Origin of the sequence: Streptomyces durhamensis (assembly GCF_000725475.1) — a bacterium.
In the GTDB taxonomy this organism is placed as follows: Bacteria; Actinomycetota; Actinomycetes; order Streptomycetales; family Streptomycetaceae; genus Streptomyces; species Streptomyces filipinensis.
This window is the reverse complement of record NZ_JNXR01000028.1, coordinates 64,794-88,512: the sequence shown is the minus strand read 5'-3', so window position 1 is coordinate 88,512 and position 23,719 is coordinate 64,794. Positions and strand designations below refer to the sequence as shown.

The 23,719-nt window shown below is 69.7% G+C and carries 24 protein-coding genes; 20 read left to right on the top strand and 4 right to left on the bottom strand.

The window, feature by feature from the left end; translation table 11 throughout:
- Positions 1–103: 103 nt before the first annotated feature.
- The 19 genes from IO33_RS0133245 (at position 104) to IO33_RS0133155 (ending at position 18,593) form a co-directional block, all read left to right on the top strand.
- Positions 104–1,888, top strand: a complete 1,785-nt coding sequence (locus IO33_RS0133245; RefSeq protein ID WP_031171948.1) for a trypsin-like serine protease — start codon at positions 104–106, stop codon at positions 1,886–1,888.
- Between the two features lie 197 nt (positions 1,889–2,085).
- Positions 2,086–3,222 (top strand): LCP family protein, encoded by a 1,137-nt coding sequence (locus IO33_RS0133240; RefSeq protein ID WP_031171946.1) that lies wholly within the window; start codon positions 2,086–2,088, stop codon positions 3,220–3,222.
- A 168-nt stretch (positions 3,223–3,390) separates the two neighbouring features.
- Positions 3,391–3,612: a 50S ribosomal protein L31 gene (gene rpmE, locus IO33_RS0133235; protein ID WP_030740744.1), complete on the top strand. Its 222-nt coding sequence runs from the start codon at positions 3,391–3,393 to the stop codon at positions 3,610–3,612.
- 109 nt (positions 3,613–3,721) lie between these two features.
- Positions 3,722–4,789, top strand: a complete 1,068-nt coding sequence (gene prfA, locus IO33_RS0133230; protein ID WP_031171942.1) for a peptide chain release factor 1 — start codon at positions 3,722–3,724, stop codon at positions 4,787–4,789.
- A 51-nt stretch (positions 4,790–4,840) separates the two neighbouring features.
- A complete protein-coding gene (prmC, locus tag IO33_RS0133225) occupies positions 4,841–5,686 on the top strand; it encodes a peptide chain release factor N(5)-glutamine methyltransferase (protein ID WP_031171939.1) in 846 nt (281 codons plus the stop codon).
- Positions 5,687–5,747: 61 nt separating this feature from the next.
- The gene (locus IO33_RS0133220) at positions 5,748–6,395 is read left to right on the top strand and encodes an L-threonylcarbamoyladenylate synthase (RefSeq protein WP_031171937.1); all 648 of its coding nucleotides are present in this window, start codon (positions 5,748–5,750) and stop codon (positions 6,393–6,395) included.
- Positions 6,392–7,072 carry an arsenate reductase/protein-tyrosine-phosphatase family protein gene (locus IO33_RS0133215; RefSeq protein ID WP_031171935.1) on the top strand — a complete coding sequence of 227 codons (681 nt, stop codon included), beginning with the start codon at positions 6,392–6,394 and terminating at the stop codon, positions 7,070–7,072. Before IO33_RS0133220 ends, IO33_RS0133215 begins: the two co-directional genes overlap by 4 nt.
- Positions 7,073–7,179: 107 nt before the next feature.
- Positions 7,180–8,418 carry a serine hydroxymethyltransferase gene (locus IO33_RS0133210; protein ID WP_031171932.1) on the top strand — a complete coding sequence of 413 codons (1,239 nt, stop codon included), beginning with the start codon at positions 7,180–7,182 and terminating at the stop codon, positions 8,416–8,418.
- Between the two features lie 150 nt (positions 8,419–8,568).
- Complete coding sequence (locus IO33_RS0133205; RefSeq protein ID WP_031171930.1) at positions 8,569–9,891, top strand: MraY family glycosyltransferase; 1,323 nt, start codon at positions 8,569–8,571, stop codon at positions 9,889–9,891.
- Between the two features lie 302 nt (positions 9,892–10,193).
- Positions 10,194–10,631: a Cg1360 family ATP-synthase-associated protein gene (locus IO33_RS0133200; protein WP_031171928.1), complete on the top strand. Its 438-nt coding sequence runs from the start codon at positions 10,194–10,196 to the stop codon at positions 10,629–10,631.
- 207 nt (positions 10,632–10,838) lie between these two features.
- Positions 10,839–11,675, top strand: a complete 837-nt coding sequence (gene atpB, locus IO33_RS0133195) for a F0F1 ATP synthase subunit A (RefSeq protein ID WP_483414657.1) — start codon at positions 10,839–10,841, stop codon at positions 11,673–11,675.
- Positions 11,676–11,751: 76 nt separating this feature from the next.
- The gene (gene atpE / locus IO33_RS0133190) at positions 11,752–11,997 is read left to right on the top strand and encodes an ATP synthase F0 subunit C (protein WP_031171923.1); all 246 of its coding nucleotides are present in this window, start codon (positions 11,752–11,754) and stop codon (positions 11,995–11,997) included.
- Positions 11,998–12,036: 39 nt separating this feature from the next.
- Positions 12,037–12,588, top strand: a complete 552-nt coding sequence (locus IO33_RS0133185; protein ID WP_031171919.1) for a F0F1 ATP synthase subunit B — start codon at positions 12,037–12,039, stop codon at positions 12,586–12,588.
- Entirely contained in the window at positions 12,585–13,400 is an 816-nt protein-coding gene (locus IO33_RS0133180) for a F0F1 ATP synthase subunit delta (RefSeq protein ID WP_031171917.1), read from the top strand. The genes IO33_RS0133185 and IO33_RS0133180 overlap by 4 nt, the downstream gene beginning before the upstream one ends.
- A gap of 140 nt (positions 13,401–13,540) precedes the next feature.
- The gene (atpA, locus tag IO33_RS0133175) at positions 13,541–15,133 is read left to right on the top strand and encodes a F0F1 ATP synthase subunit alpha (RefSeq protein WP_031171915.1); all 1,593 of its coding nucleotides are present in this window, start codon (positions 13,541–13,543) and stop codon (positions 15,131–15,133) included.
- 21 nt (positions 15,134–15,154) lie between these two features.
- Positions 15,155–16,072 (top strand): F0F1 ATP synthase subunit gamma, encoded by a 918-nt coding sequence (locus IO33_RS0133170; protein WP_031171913.1) that lies wholly within the window; start codon positions 15,155–15,157, stop codon positions 16,070–16,072.
- On the top strand, positions 16,072–17,508 hold the full coding sequence (atpD, locus tag IO33_RS0133165; protein WP_031171911.1) for a F0F1 ATP synthase subunit beta: 1,437 nt from the start codon (positions 16,072–16,074) through the stop codon (positions 17,506–17,508). The genes IO33_RS0133170 and atpD overlap by 1 nt, the downstream gene beginning before the upstream one ends.
- Positions 17,509–17,626: 118 nt before the next feature.
- Entirely contained in the window at positions 17,627–18,001 is a 375-nt protein-coding gene (locus IO33_RS0133160) for a F0F1 ATP synthase subunit epsilon (protein WP_031171909.1), read from the top strand.
- A 145-nt stretch (positions 18,002–18,146) separates the two neighbouring features.
- Positions 18,147–18,593: a DUF2550 domain-containing protein gene (locus tag IO33_RS0133155; protein ID WP_031171908.1), complete on the top strand. Its 447-nt coding sequence runs from the start codon at positions 18,147–18,149 to the stop codon at positions 18,591–18,593.
- Between the two features lie 72 nt (positions 18,594–18,665).
- On the opposite strand, the gene IO33_RS0133150 is transcribed toward IO33_RS0133155, so the two are convergent.
- The 3 genes from IO33_RS0133150 to IO33_RS0133140 all read right to left on the bottom strand — a co-directional run bounded on the left by IO33_RS0133150 (position 18,666) and on the right by IO33_RS0133140 (position 22,454).
- Positions 18,666–20,486, bottom strand: coding sequence for a glycoside hydrolase family 18 chitinase (locus tag IO33_RS0133150; protein WP_031171906.1), 1,821 nt, complete (start codon positions 20,484–20,486; stop codon positions 18,666–18,668).
- Between the two features lie 133 nt (positions 20,487–20,619).
- The gene (locus tag IO33_RS0133145; protein WP_031171904.1) at positions 20,620–21,261 is read right to left on the bottom strand and encodes a response regulator; all 642 of its coding nucleotides are present in this window, start codon (positions 21,259–21,261) and stop codon (positions 20,620–20,622) included.
- Positions 21,258–22,454 carry a sensor histidine kinase gene (locus IO33_RS0133140; protein WP_031171903.1) on the bottom strand — a complete coding sequence of 399 codons (1,197 nt, stop codon included), beginning with the start codon at positions 22,452–22,454 and terminating at the stop codon, positions 21,258–21,260. Before IO33_RS0133140 ends, IO33_RS0133145 begins: the two co-directional genes overlap by 4 nt.
- Before the next feature lie 151 nt (positions 22,455–22,605).
- Between IO33_RS0133140 and IO33_RS0133135 the strand changes: the two genes are divergently transcribed.
- The gene (locus IO33_RS0133135) at positions 22,606–23,139 is read left to right on the top strand and encodes a hypothetical protein (protein WP_031171901.1); all 534 of its coding nucleotides are present in this window, start codon (positions 22,606–22,608) and stop codon (positions 23,137–23,139) included.
- Here IO33_RS0133135 and IO33_RS0133130 read toward each other — a convergent pair.
- Entirely contained in the window at positions 23,136–23,708 is a 573-nt protein-coding gene (locus IO33_RS0133130) for a cob(I)yrinic acid a,c-diamide adenosyltransferase (RefSeq protein ID WP_031171899.1), read from the bottom strand. The two genes, IO33_RS0133135 and IO33_RS0133130, sit on opposite strands and share 4 nt — an antisense overlap.
- Positions 23,709–23,719 lie beyond the last annotated feature (11 nt).

Here is a 23,719-nt window from a genome sequence, read left to right as displayed (position 1 = left end):
CCCGTCCGTAAGTGACGGGGGGCGGCCTTTTGGCGCTGAGAGGTACGGGAACGCACCACGCGCCCCTTCCCTCACCTCTCCCCCTGGGGGTCCTCCCTTGCTCATGCCCCTGCCCGGGCGGCACAGACGGCGTATACGTGTCGGCCTGCCCCTCGCCGCGGCCGGTGTCGCCGCCGCCGTGACCGCCGCGCTGCTGACGGCCTCCGCCGGTGCCGCCACCGCGCTGCCGAAACCGGCCGGCAGCCCCGTCGTCAGTCAGCCGTCCCAGGCCACCCTGGCGCAGCGCATCGCCGGGGCCGACCGCACCAGCGCGCCGACGACGAGCGGCAGCCCGTCGCCCGTCTCGCCGAAGGTCGTCGGCGGCAACGAGACCACCATCTCCGCGGCGCCCTGGATGGCCCAGCTCTGGTACGACGACGACAAGGGCACCGCCGACACCAGCGACGACGTGGGCTTCTTCTGCGGCGGCTCGGTCGTGTCGCCGACGAAGATCCTCACCGCGGCGCACTGCGTCAAGGGCTACGACTGGAACAAGCACGGCGCCGTCGTCACGGGCACCGACCAGCTGCCCACCACCGGCTCCGGCGGCTCCGCGGACCTGCACGGCGGCCAGGCCACGGGGGTCCTGCGCCAGTGGAACCACCCGTCGTACAGCGCGACGGCCATCGACAACGACATCGCCGTCCTCACCCTGGACGTCCCGGTCAGCGCCCCGCCGATCCGGATGACCACGTCCGGCGACACCGCCTCCTACGCCGGCGGTACCAGCGCCACCGTCTACGGCTGGGGCCGCACCAGCTCCACCAGCGACGACATCTCCCAGACGCTGGAGACCGGCACGCTGACCCTGCACGCCGACAGCACCTGTACGGGGGTCTACGGCAGCGAGTACGTCGCGGGGCACATGGTCTGCGCGGGCACGCAGTCCGGCAGTGACACCGGTACCCGGGCGAGCTGCAACGGCGACTCCGGCGGGCCGCTCGTGGTGGGCGGCCGGATCGTCGGCGTCGTCTCCTGGGGCGTGAAGGATTGTGTGGAGAAGGGCTACTACAGCGTCTTCACCAAGGTCTCCACGTACGTCGGCGCCGCCTACCCGCAGATCGACGACACCAACCTGAGCGCCGGTGACGGCAAGGCCGACCTCTTCGTGCGCAGCTCCTCCACGAAGACCGGCTACGAGAAGGACTCCACCGGCAGCTCGTTCGGCGCCCGGACCTCGCTGGGCGACTGGAGCGGCACCGACCTGGTGCTCCAGGCCGACCTCGACCGCGACGGCTACCAGGACTTCGTCTACCGGGTCAGCTCGGCCGGTGACGTGTACTGGGACCACTTCGTCCTCAACAGCGCCCGCACCGACGGGTCATGGGCCACGACGAAGATCTTCGGCGGCTGGGGGACCCGCAAGCGGATCGTCGTCGCGGGCGACCTCACCGGCGACTACAAGCCCGATGTGCTCTCCGTCGACTCGGGCGGCACGATGTGGCTGTACCCGGGCAACGGCAACGGCACCTTCGGCTCGCGGGTCGAGGTCGGCACCGGCTGGAACCAGTACGACTCGGTGCGCGGACACGGGGACCTGACCGGCGACGGCAAGGCCGACCTGCTCGCCCGCCAGGCCGGCACCGACGACCTGTACCTGTACAAGGGCACCGGCAGGTCCGGCTCGGGCGCCTTCTCCGCCCGGATCAAGGTGCGCAGCGCCTGGACCGGCTACGACGCCTTCGACGCGGTCGGCGACGTCAGCGGCGACGGCAGGGCCGACTTCCTGGCCCGCACCCCGGGCGGCACCCTGTATCTGTACAAGGGCACCGGAAAGGCCACAAGCGAGATCTTTGCCACAAGGATCTCGGCCGGAACCGGCTTCCAGGCGTACGACATCTGGGGCTGAAACCGCAGGTGAGCGCGGTCCGCTCGCACGGAGTGACTACACAGGGTGCCCATCGCCGTACGCGATGGGCACTTTTGCGTCGTGCAACTCTTTCCCGAGTTTCTCCGTCTGACCCTGCGGAGCGACGATGGAGCGGTACCGACCGCGCCTGACCCTGAAAGCAGGGGGTATCCGACCGACGAGACCTAGGAGCGATGTTGTCCGCCCAGACCACGCCGGAGCCCGTCATACCCGAGCCGGGCGCGACCGGTTCCCGCACGCGAGGCAAGGGCCGCCGCCGCAAGGCCCGCAGCAAGGGCCGCAAGGCCCTGCTGGCCACGGCCTGGACGGCCGCGGGTGTGGTGGTGCTGGGGGGCACGGGCGTCGGGTACCTGTACTTCAAGCTCAACGGCAACCTCAAGAGCGTGGACATCGACCAGGCCCTCGGCAACGACCGGCCCTCGAAGATCGACAACGGCTCCGAGAACATCCTGGTCCTCGGCTCGGACACCCGCTCCGGCTCCAACAAGAAGCTCGGCGGCGGTGTCGACGACGGCAGCGCCCGCTCCGACACGGCGATGATCGTCCACGTCTACGAGGGCCACAAGAAGGCCAGCGTGGTCTCCGTCCCGCGGGACACCCTGATCGACCGGCCCCGGTGCACCGACACCAAGGGCACGACGCACCCGGCCGCGTCCGGCGTGATGTTCAACGAGGCCTACGGCACCGGCGGCGCGGCCTGCGCGGTGAAGACCGTCGAGTCGATCACCGGTATCCGCATGGACCACTACCTGGAGGTCGACTTCGCGGGCTTCCAGAAGCTGATCGACGACCTCGGCGGAGTCCCGGTCACCACGACCAAGCGCATCGACGACCCGCAGAGCCATCTGAAGCTGCCGGCCGGCACCCACACCCTGAGCGGGCAGCAGGCCCTCGGTCTGGTCCGCACCCGGCACGGCGTCGGCGACGGCTCCGACCTGGGCCGGATCCAGCTCCAGCAGGCCTTCGTCAAGGCGCTGATCAACCAGGTCAAGCACGTCGGCGTCTTCACCAGCCCGAAGAAGCTGTACGACCTGGCCGACACCGCCACCAAGACCGTCACCACCGACTCCGAGATCGGCTCGGTCAACTCCCTGATCGACTTCGCCAACGGTCTCAAGGGCATCGGCCCCAAGAAGATGACCATGGTCACCATGCCGGTCGAGTACGACCCGGCCAACCCCAACCGGGTCCTGATGCAGAAGGCGAAGGCCCAGCTGGTGTGGGACGCCCTGAAGAACGACCGCCCGATCCCGAAGTCGGCCACAAAGGGCACGGCCACGGGCGAGGCCAAGGGCGTGGTGGACGCGCCGTGAGGGGCGCGGAGCCGTACCGGTATGCGGCTCACCCGCGGGAATAGAACATCCGCACCCCTGGTTTGGGTGGATGGCCCCAGTCCTGGCAGACTGGTACGTCGGCTCCGGTTCACGTTCCCGCATCCCGCGGCAGCGACCCGGCGCCCTCCCGAAATCCTAGGAGACACCTTGAAGCGCGACATCCACCCCGCGTACGTCGAGACGCAGGTCAGCTGCACCTGCGGCGCGTCGTTCACCACCCGCAGCACCATCGAGTCCGGCACCATCCGGGCCGAGGTCTGCTCCGAGTGCCACCCGTTCTACACGGGCAAGCAGAAGATCCTCGACACCGGTGGCCGTGTGGCCCGCTTCGAGGCCCGCTTCGGCAAGGCCGCCGGCTCCAAGAAGTAGCGAGCCCCATTTCGCCGGTCCACGGCCGCACGCCCCCGCTTCGGGCGTGCGCCGGGACCGGCGTTTTTGGTCGCCCGCCAGCCCTTCACCCGCAGTACAGGAGCCCAAGATGTTCGAGGCCGTCGACGAACTCGTCGCCGAACACGCCGATCTGGAGAAGAAGCTCGCCGATCCGTCGGTCCACGCCGACCAGGCGAACGCGCGCAAGCTGAACAAGCGCTACGCCGAGCTCACCCCGATCGTCGCCACGTACCGCTCCTGGAAGCAGACCGGCGACGACACGGAGACCGCGCGCGAGCTTGCCGCCGAGGACCCCGACTTCGCGGCCGAGGTCAAGGAGCTGGAGAAGCAGCGCGAGGAGCTGACCGAGCGCCTGCGCTTCCTGCTGATCCCGCGCGACCCGAGTGACGACAAGGACGTCATCCTGGAGATCAAGGCGGGCGCGGGCGGCGACGAGTCGGCGCTGTTCGCCGGCGACCTGCTGCGCATGTACCTGCGCTACGCCGAGCGCGCCGGCTGGAAGACCGAGATCATCGACGCCACCGAGTCCGAGCTGGGCGGCTACAAGGACGTCCAGGTCGCGGTGAAGGCCCGCGGCCAGCTCGAACCCGGCCAGGGCGTGTGGGCGCGGCTGAAGTACGAGGGCGGTGTGCACCGCGTGCAGCGCGTGCCGGCCACCGAGTCCCAGGGCCGTATCCACACCTCGGCCGCCGGTGTCCTCGTCACCCCCGAGGCCGAGGAGGTGGACGTGGAGATCAACCCGAACGACCTGCGGATCGACGTCTACCGCTCCTCCGGCCCGGGCGGCCAGTCCGTCAACACCACCGACTCCGCGGTGCGCATCACGCACCTTCCGACCGGTGTCGTCGCCTCCTGCCAGAACGAGAAGAGCCAGTTGCAGAACAAGGAGCAGGCTCTGCGTATCCTGCGCTCCAGGCTGCTCGCGGCGGCGCAGGAGGAGGCCGAGCGGGAGGCCGCCGACGCCCGCCGCAGCCAGGTCCGCACGGTCGACCGCTCCGAGAAGATCCGCACCTACAACTTCCCGGAGAACCGCATCTCGGACCACCGCGTCGGCTTCAAGGCGTACAACCTGGACCAGGTCCTGGACGGCGACCTCGACCCGGTGATCCAGGCCTGCGTCGACGCCGACTCGGCGGCGAAGCTGGCGGCCGCGTAAGACACGTACGCACGTACGAACACGAGTACGAGTACGACACGGAGGACTCGCGTGAACCTGCTGCTCGCGGAGGTGGCCCAGGCCACCCAGCGGCTGGCCGACGCCGGCGTGCCCTCGCCGCGCACCGACGCGGAGGAGCTCGCCGCGTTCGTGCACGGCGTGAAGCGCGGTGAACTGCACTCCGTGAAGGACGCGGACTTCGACGCCCGGTACTGGGAGGTCATCGCCCGGCGCGAACAGCGCGAGCCGCTGCAGCACATCACCGGGCGGGCCTACTTCCGCTACCTGGAGCTGCAGGTCGGGCCGGGCGTCTTCGTACCGCGCCCGGAGACCGAGTCCGTGGTCGGCTGGGCCATAGACGCCGTGCGCGCCATGGACGTGGTCGAGCCGTGCATCGTCGACCTGTGCACCGGCTCCGGCGCCATCGCGCTGGCCCTCGCCCAGGAGGTCCCGCGCTCGCGCGTGCACGCCGTGGAGCTCTCCGAGGACGCCCTGGTGTGGACCCGCAAGAACGTGGCGGGCTCCAGGGTGGACCTGCGCCAGGGCGACGCCCTGACCGCCTTCCCGGACCTCGACGGCCAGGTCGACCTGGTCATCTCCAACCCGCCGTACATCCCGCTCACCGAGTGGGAGTACGTCGCCCCGGAGGCCCGCGACTACGACCCCGAGCTGGCGCTGTTCTCGGGCGAGGACGGCCTCGACCTGATCCGGGGCATCGAGCGCACCGCGCACCGCCTCCTGCGCCCCGGCGGGGTCGTCGTGATCGAGCACGCCGACACCCAGGGCGGCCAGGTGCCGTGGATCTTCACCGAGGAACGGGGCTGGGCCGACGCGGCCGACCACCCCGACCTCAACAACCGCCCCCGGTTCGCGACCGCCCGCAAGGCGCTGCCGTGACCGCCCCGACGGCAGTGATTGCCGAAGCCCCGCATTCCGTGTACGAGGAGGCCCGCTAGACATGGCACGGCGATACGACACCAACGACGCGACCGACCGCGCGACGGGTCTGCGCGAGGCCGCGTCCGCCGTCCGCCGGGGCGAGCTGGTGGTGCTGCCGACCGACACGGTGTACGGCATCGGCGCCGACGCGTTCTCCTCGGAGGCCGTCGCCGACCTGCTGGCCGCCAAGGGCCGGGGCCGCAACATGCCCACCCCTGTCCTGATCGGCTCCCCGAACACCCTGCACGGCCTTGTCACGGACTTCTCCGAGCTGGCCTGGGAACTGGTCGACGCCTTCTGGCCGGGCGCCCTCACGCTGGTCGCCAAGCACCAGCCGTCCCTGCAGTGGGACCTGGGCGACACCCGGGGCACGGTGGCCGTCCGCATGCCCCTGCACCCGGTCGCGATCGAGCTGCTGACCGAGGTCGGCCCGATGGCCGTCTCCTCCGCCAACCTCACCGGGCACCCGGCGCCGGAGGACTGCGACGCCGCGCAGGAGATGCTCGGCGACTCCGTCTCCGTCTACCTGGACGGCGGTCCGACCCCCGGCAACGTCCCGTCCTCCATCGTCGACGTCAGCGGCCGGGTGCCGGTCCTGCTGCGTGAGGGCGCGCTGTCGCCGGAGGAGCTGCGCAAGGTCGTACCCGACCTCGAGGTGGCGAATTGACGGCCCCTGAGGCGGGGCGTGGCATAGGCAACGGGGAGCGCACGGCGGAGATCACGACGACGTTCGTCGGGCTCCCGCGCGACAGCTTCCGCATCCTCCACGTCAGCACCGGCAATGTGTGCCGCTCGCCCATCACCGAGCGGCTGACCCGGCATTTCGTCGCCGAGCGGCTCGGCGTGCTCGGCGGCGGGCTGATCGTGGAGAGCGCGGGCACCTGGGGCCACGAGGGCGCACCGATGGAGGCCAACGCGGAGACCGTGCTGGCCGAGTTCGGCGCGGACACCTCCGGCTTCGTCGGCCGGGAGCTGCTGGACGAGCACGTGATCATGGCCGACCTGGTGCTGACCGCGACCCGTGACCACCGCGCCCAGGTCATCTCCATGGGCCACTCGGCGGGCCTGCGCACCTTCACGCTGAAGGAGTTCACCCGCCTGGTCCGCGCGATAGACCCCGCCACGCTGCCGCCCCTGGAGGACGGGGTGGTCGCGCGGGCGCGTGCGCTGGTGCGCGCCGCGGCGGCTCTACGCGGGTGGCTGCTCGCGCCCACGGCCGAGGCGGACGAGGTGTACGACCCCTACGGCGCGCCGCTGCCGTTCTTCCGCTCCGTCGGCGACGAGATACACCAGGCGCTGGACCCGGTGGTGACGGCGCTGACGGGGATCGCGGCGCGGGCGTAGGCCCGCCCGGCAGCCCCCGCGTCCCCATGCGGCCCCATGACCGGGCGTACCGGACATACCCGGCCTACATTGGGAACACGTCACCACCGACCGTCCGGGAGCCCGTCATGTCGGTCACCCCTACCCTCGAGACCGACGTCCTGCGGCGGCAGGACCCGGCGATGGCCGAGCTCCTGCTCGCGGAACGCGACCGGCAGTCGACCACGCTGCAGCTGATCGCCGCCGAGAACTTCTGCTCCCCGGCCGTGCTCGCCGCCCTCGGGTCGCCGCTCGCCAACAAGTACGCCGAGGGCTACCCCGGCGCCCGGCACCACGGCGGCTGCGAGATCGTCGACGTCGCCGAACGCGCCGCCATCGACCGGGCCAGGGAACTCTTCGGCGCCGAACACGCCAACGTCCAGTCCCACTCGGGCTCTTCGGCCGTCCTGGCCGCCTACGCGGCCCTGCTGCGCCCCGGGGACACCGTCCTCGCCCTCGGCCTGCCCTACGGCGGCCACCTCACCCACGGCTCGCCCGCGAACTTCTCCGGCCGCTGGTTCGACTTCGTGGGGTACGGGGTGGACGCCGAGACCGGGCTCGTCGACCACGACCAGGTGCGGCACCTGGCCCTGGGCCACCGGCCCAAGGCGATCGTCTGCGGCTCCATCGCCTATCCCCGGCACTTCGACTACGCCTTCTTCCGCGAGGTCGCCGACGAGGTCGGGGCCTACCTGATCGCGGATGCCGCCCATCCGATCGGGCTGGTCGCCGGCGGAGCGGCGCCGAATCCGGTGCCGTACGCCGACATCGTGTGCGCGACCACGCACAAGGTGCTGCGCGGGCCGCGCGGCGGGATGATCCTGTGCGGGAGCGATCTGGCCGAGCGCGTCGACCGGGCGGTGTTCCCGTTCACCCAGGGCGGTGCGCAGATGCACACCATCGCCGCGAAGGCCGTCGCGTTCGGCGAGGCGGCAACCCCGGCGTTCGCCGCGTACGCCCATCAGGTGGTCGCGAACGCGCGGGTGCTGGCCGGTCACCTGGCCGCCGAGGGCCTCGCCGTCATCACCGGCGGCACGGACACCCACCTGATCACCGCCGACCCCGCCCCGCTCGGCGTGGACGGCCGCACGGCACGCGGCCGGCTCGCCGCCGCCGGGATCGTACTGGACTGCTGTGCGCTGCCGCACGGCGACGGCCGCGGGCTGCGGCTGGGCACGGCGGCGGTGACCACGCAGGGCATGGGGGAGGCGGAGATGGTGCGGATCGCGGCGCTGATGGCGGCCGTGCTGCGCGGCGAGAGCGACCCGGCCCCGGCGCGGGACGAGGTGCGCGCGCTGACCGCCGGTTTTCCGCCGTATCCGGGCTGAACGGGGGTAGGCGGGTCTCGTACATCCGGATGTGGGCCGTGGTCCACAGCCGCCCGTGCAACCATCGTGGCTACCCGGAAGTCCCCATCCGTATACGTGCATCGCTAGGGTGTGGGGCTGTGATGGCCAGCGAGACCTGTGGGGAAGCCCGTGCGTGAATACCTGCTGACGCTCTGTGTCACGGCCGCGGTGACGTATCTGCTGACAGGGCCGGTACGCAAGTTCGCGATCGTGGCCGGGGCGATGCCGGAGATCCGGGCGCGTGACGTGCACCGGGAACCCACTCCGCGCCTCGGCGGTATCGCCATGTTCTTCGGCCTGTGCGCGGGCCTGCTGGTCGCGGACCACCTGACCAACCTCAACGAGGTCTTCGCGAAGTCGAACGAGCCGCGGGCGCTGCTCTCCGGCGCGGCCCTGATCTGGCTGATCGGCGTCCTGGACGACAAGTTCGAGATCGACGCGCTGATCAAGCTGGGCGGCCAGATGATCGCCGCGGGTGTGATGGTCGTCCAGGGTCTGACGATCCTGTGGCTGCCCATCCCCGGCGTCGGCAACGTGGCGCTGACCCAGTGGCAGGGCACGCTGCTGACCGTCGCGCTCGTCGTCATCACGATCAACGCGGTGAACTTCGTGGACGGCCTCGACGGTCTCGCGGCCGGCATGGTCTGCATCGCCGCGGCCGCGTTCTTCCTGTACGCCTACCGCGTCTGGGTGTCGTACGGCATCGAGGCCGCCGCCCCCGCCACGCTGTTCGCGGCCATCCTGATGGGCATGTGCCTGGGCTTCCTGCCCCACAACATGCATCCCGCGCGGATCTTCATGGGCGACTCCGGCTCCATGCTGATCGGCCTGGTGCTGGCCGCCGGCGCGATCTCGATCACCGGCCAGCTCGACCCGGACGCGCTGAACCTGTACGCGGGTTCGGAGAAGGCCGCGGTGCACCAGACGGTGCCGGTGTACATCCCGCTGCTGCTCCCGCTGACGATCATCGCGGTGCCCGCGGCGGACCTGGTCCTGGCGATCGTCCGCCGTACCTGGCGCGGCCAGTCGCCGTTCGCCGCGGACCGCGGGCATCTGCACCACCGCCTGCTGGAGATCGGCCACTCGCACAGCCGGGCCGTGCTGATCATGTACTTCTGGTCGGCGCTGATCGCCTTCGGGACGCTGGCGTACTCGGTCAACTCCGCGTCGATGTGGATCGTGCTCGGTGTGGTGTTCCTCAGCGCGATCGGTCTGATCCTGCTGCTGCTCCCGCGCTTCACCCCGCGTGTGCCGGTGTGGGCGCAGCGGTTCGTGCCGCCGCGCTACCGCCGCCGGCGCGCTGCCGTGCAGGGCGCCGCCGTGGCCGCGGAGGCGGCTGCGCCGGAGGTGGCGCGGGAGACCGGGGAACGGGCCCCTGTCACCGCCGGAGTGGCGGGCGTCAACGGAGCGACCGCCATCGGCCCCCGATCGCGTTTCCTTGATCGCGGCTAAGCCGGTCAAGGTAAGAATCTGACGAGAGCATTGCCAACTCGTGGGGGTGCAAAGCTCCCAATACCAGACAAGTGGGCGCGGTTTTTGCACAGACGGGCACTGTCACTCTCATGTGTGACAGCAAGCACACCTAGCAGGTAAAGACCTCATCAAATAGTTTGTGATACGGTTCACGAGAACCCCGGATAGAGCCGAAGGATCTGAGTGCGACGGTCCATTGGTGTGAGGTCTCGATCACTCAGCCCGGGACTACGCTCGTCCATGACGACACCCTGCCCCCTTGTGAAAGCGGAGTTGCCGCCATGCCGTCCAAAGACGCCCGGAACCTTCTGCAGATCGCTGTGCCCACAGCGGCTGCGGGTGCGATCGCCGTCGCCGTGAGCGCCGCGGTCGCGGGGGGCAAGGGTGCGCTCGGCGCGGCCGTCGGCACGGTGCTGGCCATCCTGTTCATGGGTATCGGCCTGTACGTGCTGCAGTGGACGGCAAAAACGCTCCCGCAGCTGTTCCAGATGATGGGGCTGATGCTCTACGTCGCCCAGCTGCTGCTCCTCCTGATCTTCGTCGCCGTCTTCAAGGACACCTCTCTCTTCAATCCGAAGACGTTCGCCGTGTCGCTCGTCGTCGCGACCGTCGTATGGATGGCCGCGCAGGCTCGTGCGCATCTGAAGGCCAAGATCTTCTACATCGATCCGGACTCGGAGAAGAGCGAGAAGCCCGAGAAGACAGGGCCGTCGTCGTGAGGGGTAGGGGCGGGATAAAGGCTTGTGAGATCTCCTGCTATCGTCCGGTGCCAACTGCGGCATCGCGGGCGCGGGCATCTGAGCTGACGCCTGCTCGATCGCGAGGCTCGATGCCCCCCAGCCGCCCCCACATCCGTAACACCAGTCCGGTGCCGATCCGCGGCCGTGTGCCGCGCCGACACAACGAGGTTGCCGTACCCATGCGTCATGCCGAAGGAGCCCGCGGTGAGTGCTGACCAGACCCAGCTCGCCTTCGACTGGAGTTGTCGGATCATGTCCGACAACGGGTGCGGTTTCCCGGCCCCGGGCCTGCAGTCCTTCCTCTTCAAGCCATTGGTCACGGTCGGCGGCTTCGAGTTCAACAAGGTGATGCTGCTCGCGCTCATCACCACCGTGCTCGTCATCGGCTTCTTCTGGGCCGCCTTCGGCAAGGCCAAGGTCGTCCCGGGCAAGCTGCAGATGATCGGCGAGGCCGGCTACGACTTCGTGCGCCGCGGCATCGTGTACGAGACCCTCGGCAAGCGGGAGGGCGAGAAGTACGTCCCGCTCATGGTCTCGCTGTTCTTCTTCATCTGGATCATGAACATCTGGTCCGTGATCCCGCTGGCCCAGTTCCCGGTGGCCTCGGTCATCGCCTTCCCGGCGGTGCTGGCTGCGCTCGTCTACGTCACCTGGGTCGTGCTCACCTTCAAGAAGCACGGCTTCGTCGGCTTCTTCAAGAACGTCACGGGCTACGACAAGTCGCTGGGCGGCGTGCTGCCGCTCGTCATGGTCATCGAGTTCTTCTCGAACCTGCTGGTCCGGCCGTTCACGCACGCGGTGCGACTCTTCGCCAACATGTTCGCCGGTCACCTGATGCTGGTCATGTTCACCGTGGCCTCCTGGTACCTCCTGAACAGCTGGCTGATCGTGGGCGCCGGCGTCTCCTTCGTGATGACGATGGCCATGATCCTCTTCGAGCTCTTCGTCCAGGCCGTCCAGGCATACGTCTTCGTGCTGCTGGCCTGCTCCTACATTCAGGGCGCTCTCGCCGAGCACCACTGAGCCGTACCACCCCGCCAACCCCCAGACGTCCGGTGGCCAACCCCCACCGGTCCAGTAAAGAGAAGGAAGAACCGGCATGTCCGCTCTCCAGACCCTTGCCGCCACCGCTGGTGTCCACGGTTCCCTCGGCTCCATCGGCTACGGTCTCGCCGCGATCGGCCCCGGCATCGGCGTCGGCATCATCTTCGGTAACGGCACCCAGGCGCTGGCCCGTCAGCCCGAGGCGGCCGGTCTGATCCGTGCCAACCAGATCCTGGGCTTCGCGTTCTGTGAGGCGCTCGCCCTCATCGGCATCGTTATGCCGTTCGTGTTCGGTCGGTAATCAACCACCCACCGACACGTTTCGACGAAAGGCACTGATGTGATCGCCAACCTGGCACAGCTGGCGGCCGAGGAGACCGAGCAGAACCCGCTCATCCCGGCCGGTCCCGAGCTGCTCGTCGGCACCATCGCCTTCGCCATCGTGTTCTTCTTCTTCTGGAAGAAGCTGCTTCCGAACATCAACAAGGTTCTGGAGGAGCGCCGCGAACACATCGAAGGCGGCATCGAAGAAGCCGAGCGCATGAAGGTCGAGGCCCAGGGCGTCCTGGAGCAGTACAAGGCCCAGCTCGCCGAGGCACGGCACGAGGCCGCGCGTCTGCGCCAGGAGGCGCAGGAGCAGGGTGCCGCGCTCATCGCCGAGATGCGGGCCGAGGGCCAGCGGCAGCGCGAGGAGATCGTCACCGCCGGTCACGCCCAGATCGAGGCCGACCGCAAGGTCGCCGCGTCCGCACTGCGTCAGGACGTCGGCAAGCTCGCCACCGAACTGGCCGGCAAGCTCGTCGGCGAGTCCCTTGAGGACCACGCCCGGCAGAGCCGTGTGATCGACCGCTTCCTCGACGAGCTCGAGGAGAAGGCCGAGGCCACGCGATGAACGGAGCGAGCCGCGAGGCCCTGGCAGCCGCACGGGAGCGTCTCGACGCGCTGACGGACTCCACGTCCGTGGACGCCGTGTCGCTCGCCGACGAGCTGGCGGCCGTCACCGCGCTGCTCGACCGCGAGGCCGGCCTGCGCCGGGTCCTCACCGACCCGGCGCAGCCCGCAGAGGCCAAGGCGCAGCTGGTGGAGCGTCTGATCGGTGGACAGGTCAGCGGTGCCACCGCCGACCTGGTGGCCGGCATGGCACGCACGCGCTGGTCGCAGTCCCGCGACCTGGTCGACGCGCTGGAGGAGCTGGCGAGCATCGCCGACCTCACCGCCGCGGAGAAGACGGGCACGCTCGACGACGTCGAGGACGAGCTGTTCCGGTTCGGCCGGATCGTCGCCTCGAACACCGAGCTGCGCGCCGCGCTCACCGACCGCGCCGCCGGCGGCCAGGCCAAGACCGAGCTGCTGCACCAGCTGCTGGGCGGACGGGCCAAGCCCGCCACCGAGCGTCTGGTCGCGCGCCTCGTGACCGCGCCGCGGGGACGTAGCCTGGAAGCGGGACTGGAGTCCCTGTCCAAGCTCGCCGCCGAGCGCCGGGACCGTCTGGTGGCGATCGTCACCTCGGCGGTGCCGCTGAGTGACCCGCAGAAGCAGCGCCTGGGTGACGCCCTCGCGAAGCTCTACGGCCGCCGGATGCACCTCAACCTGGACGTGGACCCCGACGTGATCGGCGGGATCCGGGTACAGGTCGGCGACGAGGTCATCAACGGCTCCCTCGCGGACCGTTTGGACGACGCCGCCCGCCGCATGGCGAGCTAGCAGTAACTCGACCGTTCGAGAAAAGCAGTACGTAATTACGGCCCTGGTTGGGCCGTGCAGAGGATTCACCTCTTACAGGGGGGAGTCCCCATCCCCCCCAAGTGAAACTTCGGGCCCAACAAGGAGAGCAGGGAACCCAGATGGCGGAGCTCACGATCCGGCCGGAGGAGATCCGGGACGCGCTGGAGAACTTTGTCCAGTCGTACAAGCCGGACGCGGCCTCGCGCGAGGAGGTCGGTACGGTCACCCTTGCCGGCGACGGCATCGCGAAGATCGAGGGTCTTCCCTCGGCCATGGCCAACGAACTGCTGAAGTTCGAGGACGGCACCCTCGGCCTCGCCCTCAACCTCGAGGAGCGCGAGATCGGTGCCATCGTCCTCGGTGAGTTCAGCGGCATCGAGGAGGGTCAGCCGGTGCAGCGCACCGGTGAGGTCCTCTCCGTCGCGGTCGGCGAGGGCTACCTCGGCCGTGTCGTCGACCCGCTCGGCAACCCGATCGACGGCCTCGGCGAGATCGAGACGTCCGGCCGCCGCGCCCTCGAGCTGCAGGCCCCCACGGTCATGCAGCGCAAGTCGGTGCACGAGCCGATGGAGACCGGCTACAAGGCCGTCGACGCGATGACCCCGATCGGCCGTGGTCAGCGTCAGCTGATCATCGGTGACCGCCAGACCGGCAAGACCGCCCTGGCCGTCGACACGATCATCAACCAGCGCGACAACTGGCGCACCGGCGACCCGAAGAAGCAGGTCCGCTGCATCTACGTCGCCATCGGCCAGAAGGGCTCCACCATCGCCGGCGTGCGCCGCGCGCTGGAGGAGAACGGCGCCCTGGAGTACACGACCATCGTCGCCGCCCCGGCGTCCGACCCGGCCGGCTTCAAGTACCTGGCGCCGTACACCGGTTCGGCCATCGGTCAGCAGTGGATGTACGAGGGCAAGCACGTCCTCATCATCTTCGACGACCTGTCGAAGCAGGCCGACGCCTACCGCGCCGTGTCCCTGCTGCTGCGCCGCCCGCCGGGCCGTGAGGCCTACCCGGGTGACGTCTTCTACCTGCACTCCCGGCTGCTGGAGCGCTGCGCCAAGCTCTCCGACGACATGGGTGCCGGTTCGATGACCGGTCTGCCGATCGTCGAGACCAAGGCCAACGACGTCTCGGCGTTCATCCCGACCAACGTCATCTCCATCACCGACGGCCAGTGCTTCCTGGAGTCGGACCTGTTCAACGCCGGTCAGCGTCCCGCGCTGAACGTCGGTATCTCCGTCTCCCGAGTCGGTGGTTCCGCCCAGCACAAGGCGATGCGCCAGGTCTCCGGCCGCCTGCGTGTGGACCTCGCCCAGTTCCGTGAGCTGGAGGCGTTCGCCGCCTTCGGTTCCGACCTGGACGCGGCCTCCAAGGCCCAGCTGGAGCGCGGTTCGCGCATGGTCGAGCTGCTCAAGCAGGACCAGTACCAGCCGATGGCCACCGAGGACCAGGTCGTCTCCGTCTGGGCCGGCACCAACGGCCGCATGGACGACGTGCCGGTCGCCGACATCCGCCGCTTCGAGAAGGAACTGATCGACTTCCTGCACCGGAAGCACCAGGGCCTGATGACCTCCATCAAGGAGGGCGCGAAGATGTCGAACGACACGATCCAGGCGATCGACGACGCGGTGGCCGAGTTCAAGAAGCAGTTCGAGACCTCGGACGGCAAGCTGCTCGGCGAGGACGTTCCTGCCGCTGCCGCCAAGTGACGTAAGGAAGGGACCTGACTCATGGGAGCCCAGCTCCGGGTCTACAAGCGTCGCATCCGATCCGTCAGCGCGACCAAGAAGATCACCAAGGCGATGGAGATGATCGCCGCCTCGCGCGTCGTCAAGGCGCAGCGCAAGGTGGCGGCCTCCACGCCCTACGCGACCGAGCTGACGCGCGCGGTCACGGCGGTCGGCACCGGTTCGAACACCAAGCACCCGCTCACCACGGAGACGGAGAACCCGACCCGTGCCGCGGTCCTGCTCCTCACGAGCGACCGCGGCCTGGCCGGCGCCTTCAACTCCAACGCCATCAAGACGGCGGAGCAGCTGACCGAGCGCCTGGAGCGCGACGGTAAGCAGGTCGACACGTACATCGTCGGCCGCCGCGGTGTCGCCCACTACAACTTCCGCGAGCGCAAGATCGCGGAGTCGTTCACGGGCTTCACCGACGAGCCGTCGTACGCGGACGCCAAGAAGGTCGCGGCGCCCCTGATCGAGGCGATCGAGAAGGACACGGCCGAGGGTGGTGTGGATGAACTCCACATCGTCTTCACCGAGTTCGTCTCGATGATGACGCAGACGGCGCTGGACGCCCGGCTGCTGCCGCTGCGCCTCGAAGAGGTCGCCGAGGAGGTTCACCCCAAGGGTGAGATCCTCCCGCTGTACGACTTCGAGCCGTCGGCGGAGGACGTCCTCGACGCCCTGCTGCCGCGCTATGTGGAGAGCCGGATCTACAACGCGCTGCTCCAGTCGGCCGCTTCGAAGCACGCCGCCACGCGGCGCGCGATGAAGTCGGCCACCGACAACGCGGGCGAGCTGATCAACACGCTCTCCCGTCTTGCCAACGCGGCCCGCCAGGCCGAAATCACCCAGGAAATCAGCGAGATCGTCGGTGGCGCGAGCGCCCTGGCCGACGCGACCGCGGGGAGTGACCGATAATGACCACCACTGTTGAGACCGCGACGGCTACGGGCCGCGTCGCCCGGGTCATCGGCCCGGTCGTCGACGTGGAGTTCCCCGTCGACGCGATGCCGGAGATCTACAACGCCCTGCACGTCGAGGTCGCCGACCCGGCGAACGCGGGCGAGAAGAAGACGCTGACCCTGGAGGTCGCCCAGCACCTGGGTGACGGCCTGGTCCGCACCATCTCCATGCAGCCGACCGACGGTCTGGTCCGCCAGGCCGCGGTGACGGACACCGGCAACTCCATCACGGTGCCCGTCGGCGACTTCACCAAGGGCAAGGTGTTCAACACCCTCGGTGAGGTGCTGAACGTCGACGAGCAGTACGAGGGCGAGCGCTGGGGCATCCACCGCAAGGCGCCGAACTTCGACGAGCTCGAGTCGAAGACCGAGATGTTCGAGACCGGCGTCAAGGTCATCGACCTGCTGACCCCGTACGTCAAGGGCGGCAAGATCGGCCTGTTCGGCGGCGCCGGCGTCGGCAAGACGGTGCTCATCCAGGAGATGATCTACCGTGTCGCCAACAACCACGACGGTGTCTCCGTGTTCGCCGGTGTCGGTGAGCGCACCCGTGAGGGCAACGACCTGATCGAGGAGATGTCGGACTCCGGCGTCATCGACAAGACCGCGCTGGTCTTCGGTCAGATGGACGAGCCCCCGGGCACCCGTCTGCGCGTCGCGCTGGCCGGCCTCACCATGGCCGAGTACTTCCGTGACGTCCAGAAGCAGGACGTGCTGTTCTTCATCGACAACATCTTCCGCTTCACGCAGGCCGGTTCCGAGGTCTCCACGCTGCTCGGCCGTATGCCGTCCGCGGTGGGTTACCAGCCGAACCTGGCCGACGAGATGGGCCTCCTGCAGGAGCGCATCACGTCGACCCGCGGTCACTCGATCACCTCGATGCAGGCGATCTACGTCCCCGCGGACGACCTGACCGACCCGGCCCCGGCCACCACGTTCGCCCACCTCGACGCGACGACGGTTCTGTCCCGTCCGATCTCCGAGAAGGGCATCTACCCGGCCGTGGACCCGCTGGACTCCACGTCCCGCATCCTGGACCCGCGCTACATCGCGGCGGATCACTACAACGCGGCCATGCGCGTGAAGACGATCCTCCAGAAGTACAAGGACCTCCAGGACATCATCGCGATCCTCGGTATCGACGAGCTCGGCGAGGAGGACAAGCTCGTCGTCCACCGTGCCCGTCGTGTGGAGCGCTTCCTGTCCCAGAACACCCACGTCGCCAAGCAGTTCACCGGCGTGGACGGCTCGGACGTGCCGCTCGACGAGTCGATCGCGGCGTTCAACGCCATCTGCGACGGCGAGTACGACCACTTCCCGGAGCAGGCGTTCTTCATGTGCGGTGGTCTTGAGGACCTGAAGAACAACGCCAAGGAGCTGGGCGTCTCCTGACTCCAGGCACCTGCCTGAGTCGTGAGGGGGCGGGTCCGTCCCGCCCCCTCTCCCACGCCCTTTAGAATTGACCCCAACACCCGGCAGAACCGCCGGGTGGTGACCCGAGGAGCCACTCTTGGCTGCTGAGCTGCACGTCGAGCTGGTCGCCGCCGACCGCCAGGTCTGGTCCGGCGAGGCCACCCTGGTCGTCGCGCGCACCACGTCCGGCGACATCGGCGTCATGCCCGGTCACCAGCCGCTGCTCGGTGTGCTGGAGTCGGGCCCGGTGACCATCCGGACGAGTGACGGTGGAACGGTCGTCGCCGCGGTGCACGGCGGTTTCATCTCGTTCGCGGACAACAAGCTGTCGCTGCTGGCCGAGATCGCCGAGCTGTCGGACGAGATCGATGTCCAGCGCACGGAGCGGGAGCTGGAGCGCGCGAAGGCGGAGGGCGACGCCGCCGCCGAGCGTCGCGCGGACGTCCGCCTCCGCGCGGCGGCGGCGCGCTGAGTCCAGCGCGCGGTATGACGTCACTCAGCCGCGGCCGGCCCGGAGCAATCCGGTGCCGGTCGCGGCTGAGGCAGATGTAGGTGTTTTTTCCGTTTCATTACGAAGTCACAGAAGCAGTTCCTAGGAGACGAGGAGGTCGGTGCCGATGGTCCTCGCTCTGACTGTGTGCGGGATCGTGGTCGCGCTCGTGGTGGTGGGACTGTTTCTGTTCGGCCTGCGCCGCAGACTCATCCAGCGCTCCGGCGGGACCTTCGACTGTTCCCTGCGCTGGGACGTGGCCGAGAAACCGGACGCCAACGGCAAGGGCTGGTCCTACGGCGTCGCCCGCTACAACGGTGACCGCATCGAGTGGTACCGCGTCTTCTCCTACGCCTTCCGCCCGCGCCGCACCCTGGAGCGCGCCGCCATCGAGGTGGCCGGCCGCCGGCTGCCCGAGGGCGAGGAGGAACTGGCGCTGCTCTCCGACGCGGTGGTCCTCGCCTGTACCCATCGGGGCACGCGCCTCGAACTCGCCATGAGCGAAGACGCGCTGACCGGATTCCTCGCGTGGCTGGAGGCAGCCCCGCCCGGACAGCGAGTGAACGTGGCGTAGCCACCTTCACTCGCTGGGTGGGGGTCCCCCGGACGGAGTCCGGGGGAGTGTCAACGTCGCTCGGCGGCTCTTCTACAGGTTGCTGCTGATGGCGTTCACCAGTTCACCGTTGCTGGTGTCGCCGCTGAACTCCCAGAAGAACGCGCCGCCGAGCCCCTGGGACCTGGCCCAGCTCATCTTCCCGGCGATGGTCGACGGGGTGTCGTACGACCACCAGTTGCTGCCGCAGTGGGCGTACGCGGTGCCCGCGACGGTGCCGGTGACCGGGCAGGACGACTTCAGGACCTTGTAGTCCTCGATGCCCTGCTCGTAGGTGCCGGCCGCGGGACCCGTGGCCGTGCCGCCCGGGGCGTCCTGGGTGACGCCGGTCCAGCCGCGGCCGTAGAGGCCGATGCCGATGAGCAGCTTGGAGGCGGGGACCCCGGCCGACCTGTACTTGGCGATCGCGTCGGCCGTGTCGAAGCCGGCCTTCGGGATGCCGTTGTACGAGGTGAGCGGGGAGTGCGGGGCGGTCGGGCCCTGCGCGTCCCAGGCGCCGAAGAAGTCGTACGACATCACGTTGTACCAGTCGGCGTACTGGGCGGCACCGGCGTAGTCCGCGGCCTCGATCTTTCCGCCGGAGGAGCCGTCGGCGGTGACCGCGGCGGTGACCAGGGCCTTGGAGCCGAACTTGGCGCGCAGTGCGGCCAGCACGTTCTTGAAGGCCGCCGCCCCGCTGGTGTCGCAGGACAGGCCGCAGGCGTTCGGGTACTCCCAGTCGATGTCGATGCCGTCGAAGACGTCGGCCCAGCGCGGGTCCTCGACCAGGTTGTAGCAGGACTGGGCGAACGCGGTCGGGTTGGCCGCGGCCTGGGCGAAGCCGCCGGACCAGGTCCAGCCGCCGAAGGACCACAGGACCTTGATGTTCGGGTACTTGGCCTTCAGCTCTCGCAGCTGGTTGAAGTTGCCGCGCAGCGGCTGGTCCCAGGTGTCGGCGACGCCGCTCACCGACTGGTCGGCGGTGAAGGCCTTGTCGTAGTCGGCGTAGGAGTCGCCGATGGCGCACTGGCCGCCCGTGACGTTGCCGAAGGCGTAGTTGATGTGTGTGATCTTCGCGGCGGAGCCGGAGGTCACCAGGTTCTTGACGTTGTAGTTGCGGCCGTAGATGCCCCACTCGGTGAAGTAGCCGAGTTTGACCTTGTCGCCGCTGGGCGGGGGAGTGGTGCCGCCGCCGGTGGTGTGCACCTTGACCGCGCCGCTGACCGGGCCGGTCTGGTCGGCGGTGTCGCGGGCCTGCACGGTGTAGGAGTAGTCGGTGCCGGCGGTCAGGCCGCTGTCGGTGTACGAGGTCGTCGTCACCGTGCCGACGACCTTGCCGTCGCGCAGGACGTCGTAGTTCTTCACGCCCTTGTCGTCGGTGGCCGCGCTCCAGGACAGCTTCGCCGAGGTGTCGGTGATGTCCGAGGCGGCCGGGGTGCCGGGCGCGGAGGGCGCGGCGTCACCGGGGGCCGTCGTACCGTCGCAGCTGTCGCCGTTCAGCGTGCAGTGGGACGGGGAGCCGGGGCCCGAGCCGTTGAAGCCGAAGGAGACGGAGGCGCCGGGGGCGATGGTGCCGTTGTAGGACTTGTTCTTGGCGGTCCAGTGGTTCCCTGAGTGGGTGACGTCGGCGTCCCAGGCGGAGGTGACGGACGTACCGGAGGGGAAGTCCCACTCGACGGTCCAGGAACTGATGCCGCTGGTGCCGCTGTTCTTGATGGTCCACTGGCCGCCGAAGCCGGTTCCCCAGTCGCTGGTCTTGGTGAAGCTCGCCGTCGTGTCGGCCGCGGCCTGGGCGGGGCCCGCGAGGCCGACGAGGCCGGCCAGGGGGAGCAGCAGGGTGGCGAGGCCTGCCGCGGCTCTGTGTCTGAAGCGCATGCTGCGCCTCCTCGGTAGGGAGGGGTGTCAGGGACGGCGTGGGCATGACTGAGCCTCCACGCCCACGGTGCTGCGAGAGTAGAAAGGTCTGGACCACAGGTCAATAGGTCTGGACCAGTTGTCCGGTGGCTCGCTAGATCCCCAACTCCTGCGCGAGGACGGCCGCTTGGACCCGGCTGCGCAGCCCCAGCTTGGCCAGCAGCCGGCTGACGTGGGTCTTCACCGTGCCCTCGGCCATCCGCAACCGCTCGGCGATCTCGGCGTTCGCCAACCCCTGGCCGACGCAGGACAGCACCTCCCGTTCGCGCCGGGTCAGCGGTTCCAGCACGGCCGGATCGGCCTTCGTCTCCCGTGCCGGACCGGCCGCGAACTCGGCGATCAGCCGCCGGGTCACCGCCGGCGCGACGACGCCCTCGCCGCGCGCCACCGTCCGCACCGCCTCCAGCAGATCCCGCGCCTCGGTGTTCTTCAGCAGAAACCCGGCCGCCCCGGCCCGCAGCGCCCCGAACACGTACTCGTCCAGGTCGAAGGTGGTCAGCACGAGCACGTCCGCGACCCCCTCCGCCACGATCTGCCGGGTCGCCGACACCCCGTCCAGACGCGGCATCTGCACGTCCATCAGCACCAGGTCCGGCCGCAGCTCCCGGGCCAGCTGCACCGCCCGCTCCCCGTCCGCCGCCTCCCCGGCCACCTCGATGTCGGGCGCGCTGCGCAGGATCAGGACGAGCCCGGCGCGGACGGCTGACTGGTCCTCGGCGACCAGGACACGGATCACGAGGGCTCTCCTTCGGTTGCTTCGTCTGCGGTGCCTTTGGTGAGCGGAAGCCGGGCGCGTACGGCCCACACGCCGTTCTCGGGACCGGCCAGGAAGCCGCCGCCGAGCAGGCCCGCCCGTTCCCGCATCCCGGTGAGCCCGGATCCCGAGCCGGGGGCGCGCGGGGTGTCACCGGGCCGGTAGGGGCTCGTGACCTCCACGTGCAGGGTGCCGTCGGCCTGCCGCACGGTGACCCCGACCGGGCCCGGCGCCGCGTGCTTGAGCGCGTTGGTCAGCGACTCCTGCACGATCCGGTAGGCGGCCAGCTCCACCGGAGCCGGCACCCGCCCGTGCCCGGCGTCCAGGCGCACGTCCAGACCGTTGGCGCGGGCGCCCCCGACCAGGGCGGCGAGGCCGTCGAGCGTCGGTGTGGCGGCCGGCTCCAGATCACCGCCGCTGTCCCGCAGGATGCCGATCAGCCGCCGCATCTCGGCCAGCCCCGCCACGCTGTTCTCCCGGATCACCGCCAGGGCGTCCCGGGAGGTCCGCGGCTCGTCGAGGGACAGCGCGGCCGTGGAGTGGATGGCGATCGCGGACAGGTGGTTGGCCACCATGTCGTGCAACTCCCGTGCCATCCGCGCCCGTTCGGCGGTCACCGCCTGGGTGCGGTCCATCTCGGCGAGCAGCGCGGTCTGTTCCGCCCGCAGCCGGGCGGCCTCGGCCGCGTCCCGGTGGTCGCGCACCAGCGAGCCGGTCGCGGCGGGCGCGAGCGCGACCACACCGATGCCGACACCGATCAGCAGTGCCTGCGGATCGCGCCACAGGGCGGCCGGTACGACCCCGCCGAGCACCGTCAGCATCCCGGTGATCCAGGGGATACGGCGGGCGGAGGCCGGGGTGCCGTACAGGACGGCCGCGTACACCAGGTCGGTGTACAGCACGACGGTGACGACGTTGCCGAGGGTCACCGTGTCCAGGGCCAGCGCGAGCGTGCCGACCAGCAGACCGGTGCGGGGCCGGGTGCGGCGCAGCGGCTCGCACGCGACCGTCACCGCCAGCGGCACCAGCGGGGCCCAGGGCGCCGCCCACAGCACGAGCGGGTCCGTGGGCACCCGCGGGTGGAGGCCGAGCGCCCACAGCAGCACTCCGCCGAGCAGTCCGCCCACGGCGATCCGCATGTCGTCGCGGTGGGGGCGGGGGAGTGCGAGGGTCATGTCCCCATCCAACACGGCCCGCGGGCGGCCCGCGTGCTCCCGGGGCAGGGTCCTGGACTGCAACTTTCGCTTACGCCCGGTTCGCCCGCGCCGACGATGATCCGCGCCCCGGCCGCCGGGAGGCTTGAGGGGTGAAGGAGGGGAGTGAACCATGATCGTCGGGCTGATCATCGCCTGTGAGGTGGCGTTCTGGGTCCTGCTGGCGGGCGGACTGACCTTCCGCTACGCGCTGCGCATGCCCCGCACCGGCCTCGCGCTGCTGCTGTGCGAGCCGCTGCTGGAACTCGTGCTGTTCGTGGTGACCGCGGTCGACCTCAAGCACGGGGCCGCACCCGACTGGCGCCACGGGCTGGCCGCCGTCTACATCGGGTTCACCGTCGGCCTCGGCCACTCCACGATCAAGTGGGCGGACGCCTGGGTGGCCCACCGCTTCGCCGGCGGTCCCCCGCCGCCCCGGCGCCCGGAGCACGGCACCGCCCGCACCGTCCACGAGTGGAAGGTCGCCGGCCGCTGGATCCTGGCCTGCGTGGTCGGTGCCGCGCTGCTCCAGGCCGCCGTCTGGTACGTGGGCGACGGCCGGAACACCGACCCCCTGCGGGCCTGGCAGCTCCGGCTGCTCGCGGTGCTCGGCATCAACGTGCTGATCGGGCTCAGCTACACGCTGTTCCCCAAGCGCGCACGCTAACGCTCGCCGCCCGGCACCCACAGCACGTCGCCGGTCTCCGTGTTCGCCACCCTGGCCAGGATGAACAGCAGATCGGACAGCCGGTTGAGGTAGGTCGCGGTGAGCGGGTTCATCGTCTCGCCGTGGGCCTCAAGGGCCGTCCAGGTGGCGCGCTCGGCCCGGCGTACGACCGTGCAGGCCTGGTGCAGCAGGGCCGCGCCCGGGGTGCCGCCGGGCAGGATGAAGGAGCGCAGCTTCTCCAGCCGCTCGTTGAACCGGTCGCAGTCCGCCTCCAGCTTGTCGACGTAGAACTGCTCCACCCGCAGCGGCGGGAACTCCGGGTTGTCCACCACCGGCGTCGACAGGTCCGCACCCACGTCGAACAGGTCGTTCTGGACGCGGGTGAGGACCGCGACGACCTCCGCCTCCAGGCCGCCCAGCGCGATCGCGGTGCCGATCACCGCGTTCGCCTCGTTGGCGTCCGCGTAGGCGGAGATCCGCAGGTCCGTCTTGGGCACCCGGCTCATGTCCCCGAGGCTGGTGGTGCCCTTGTCGCCGGTCCTGGTGTAGATACGCGTCAGATTGACCATGTGGCCAGCGT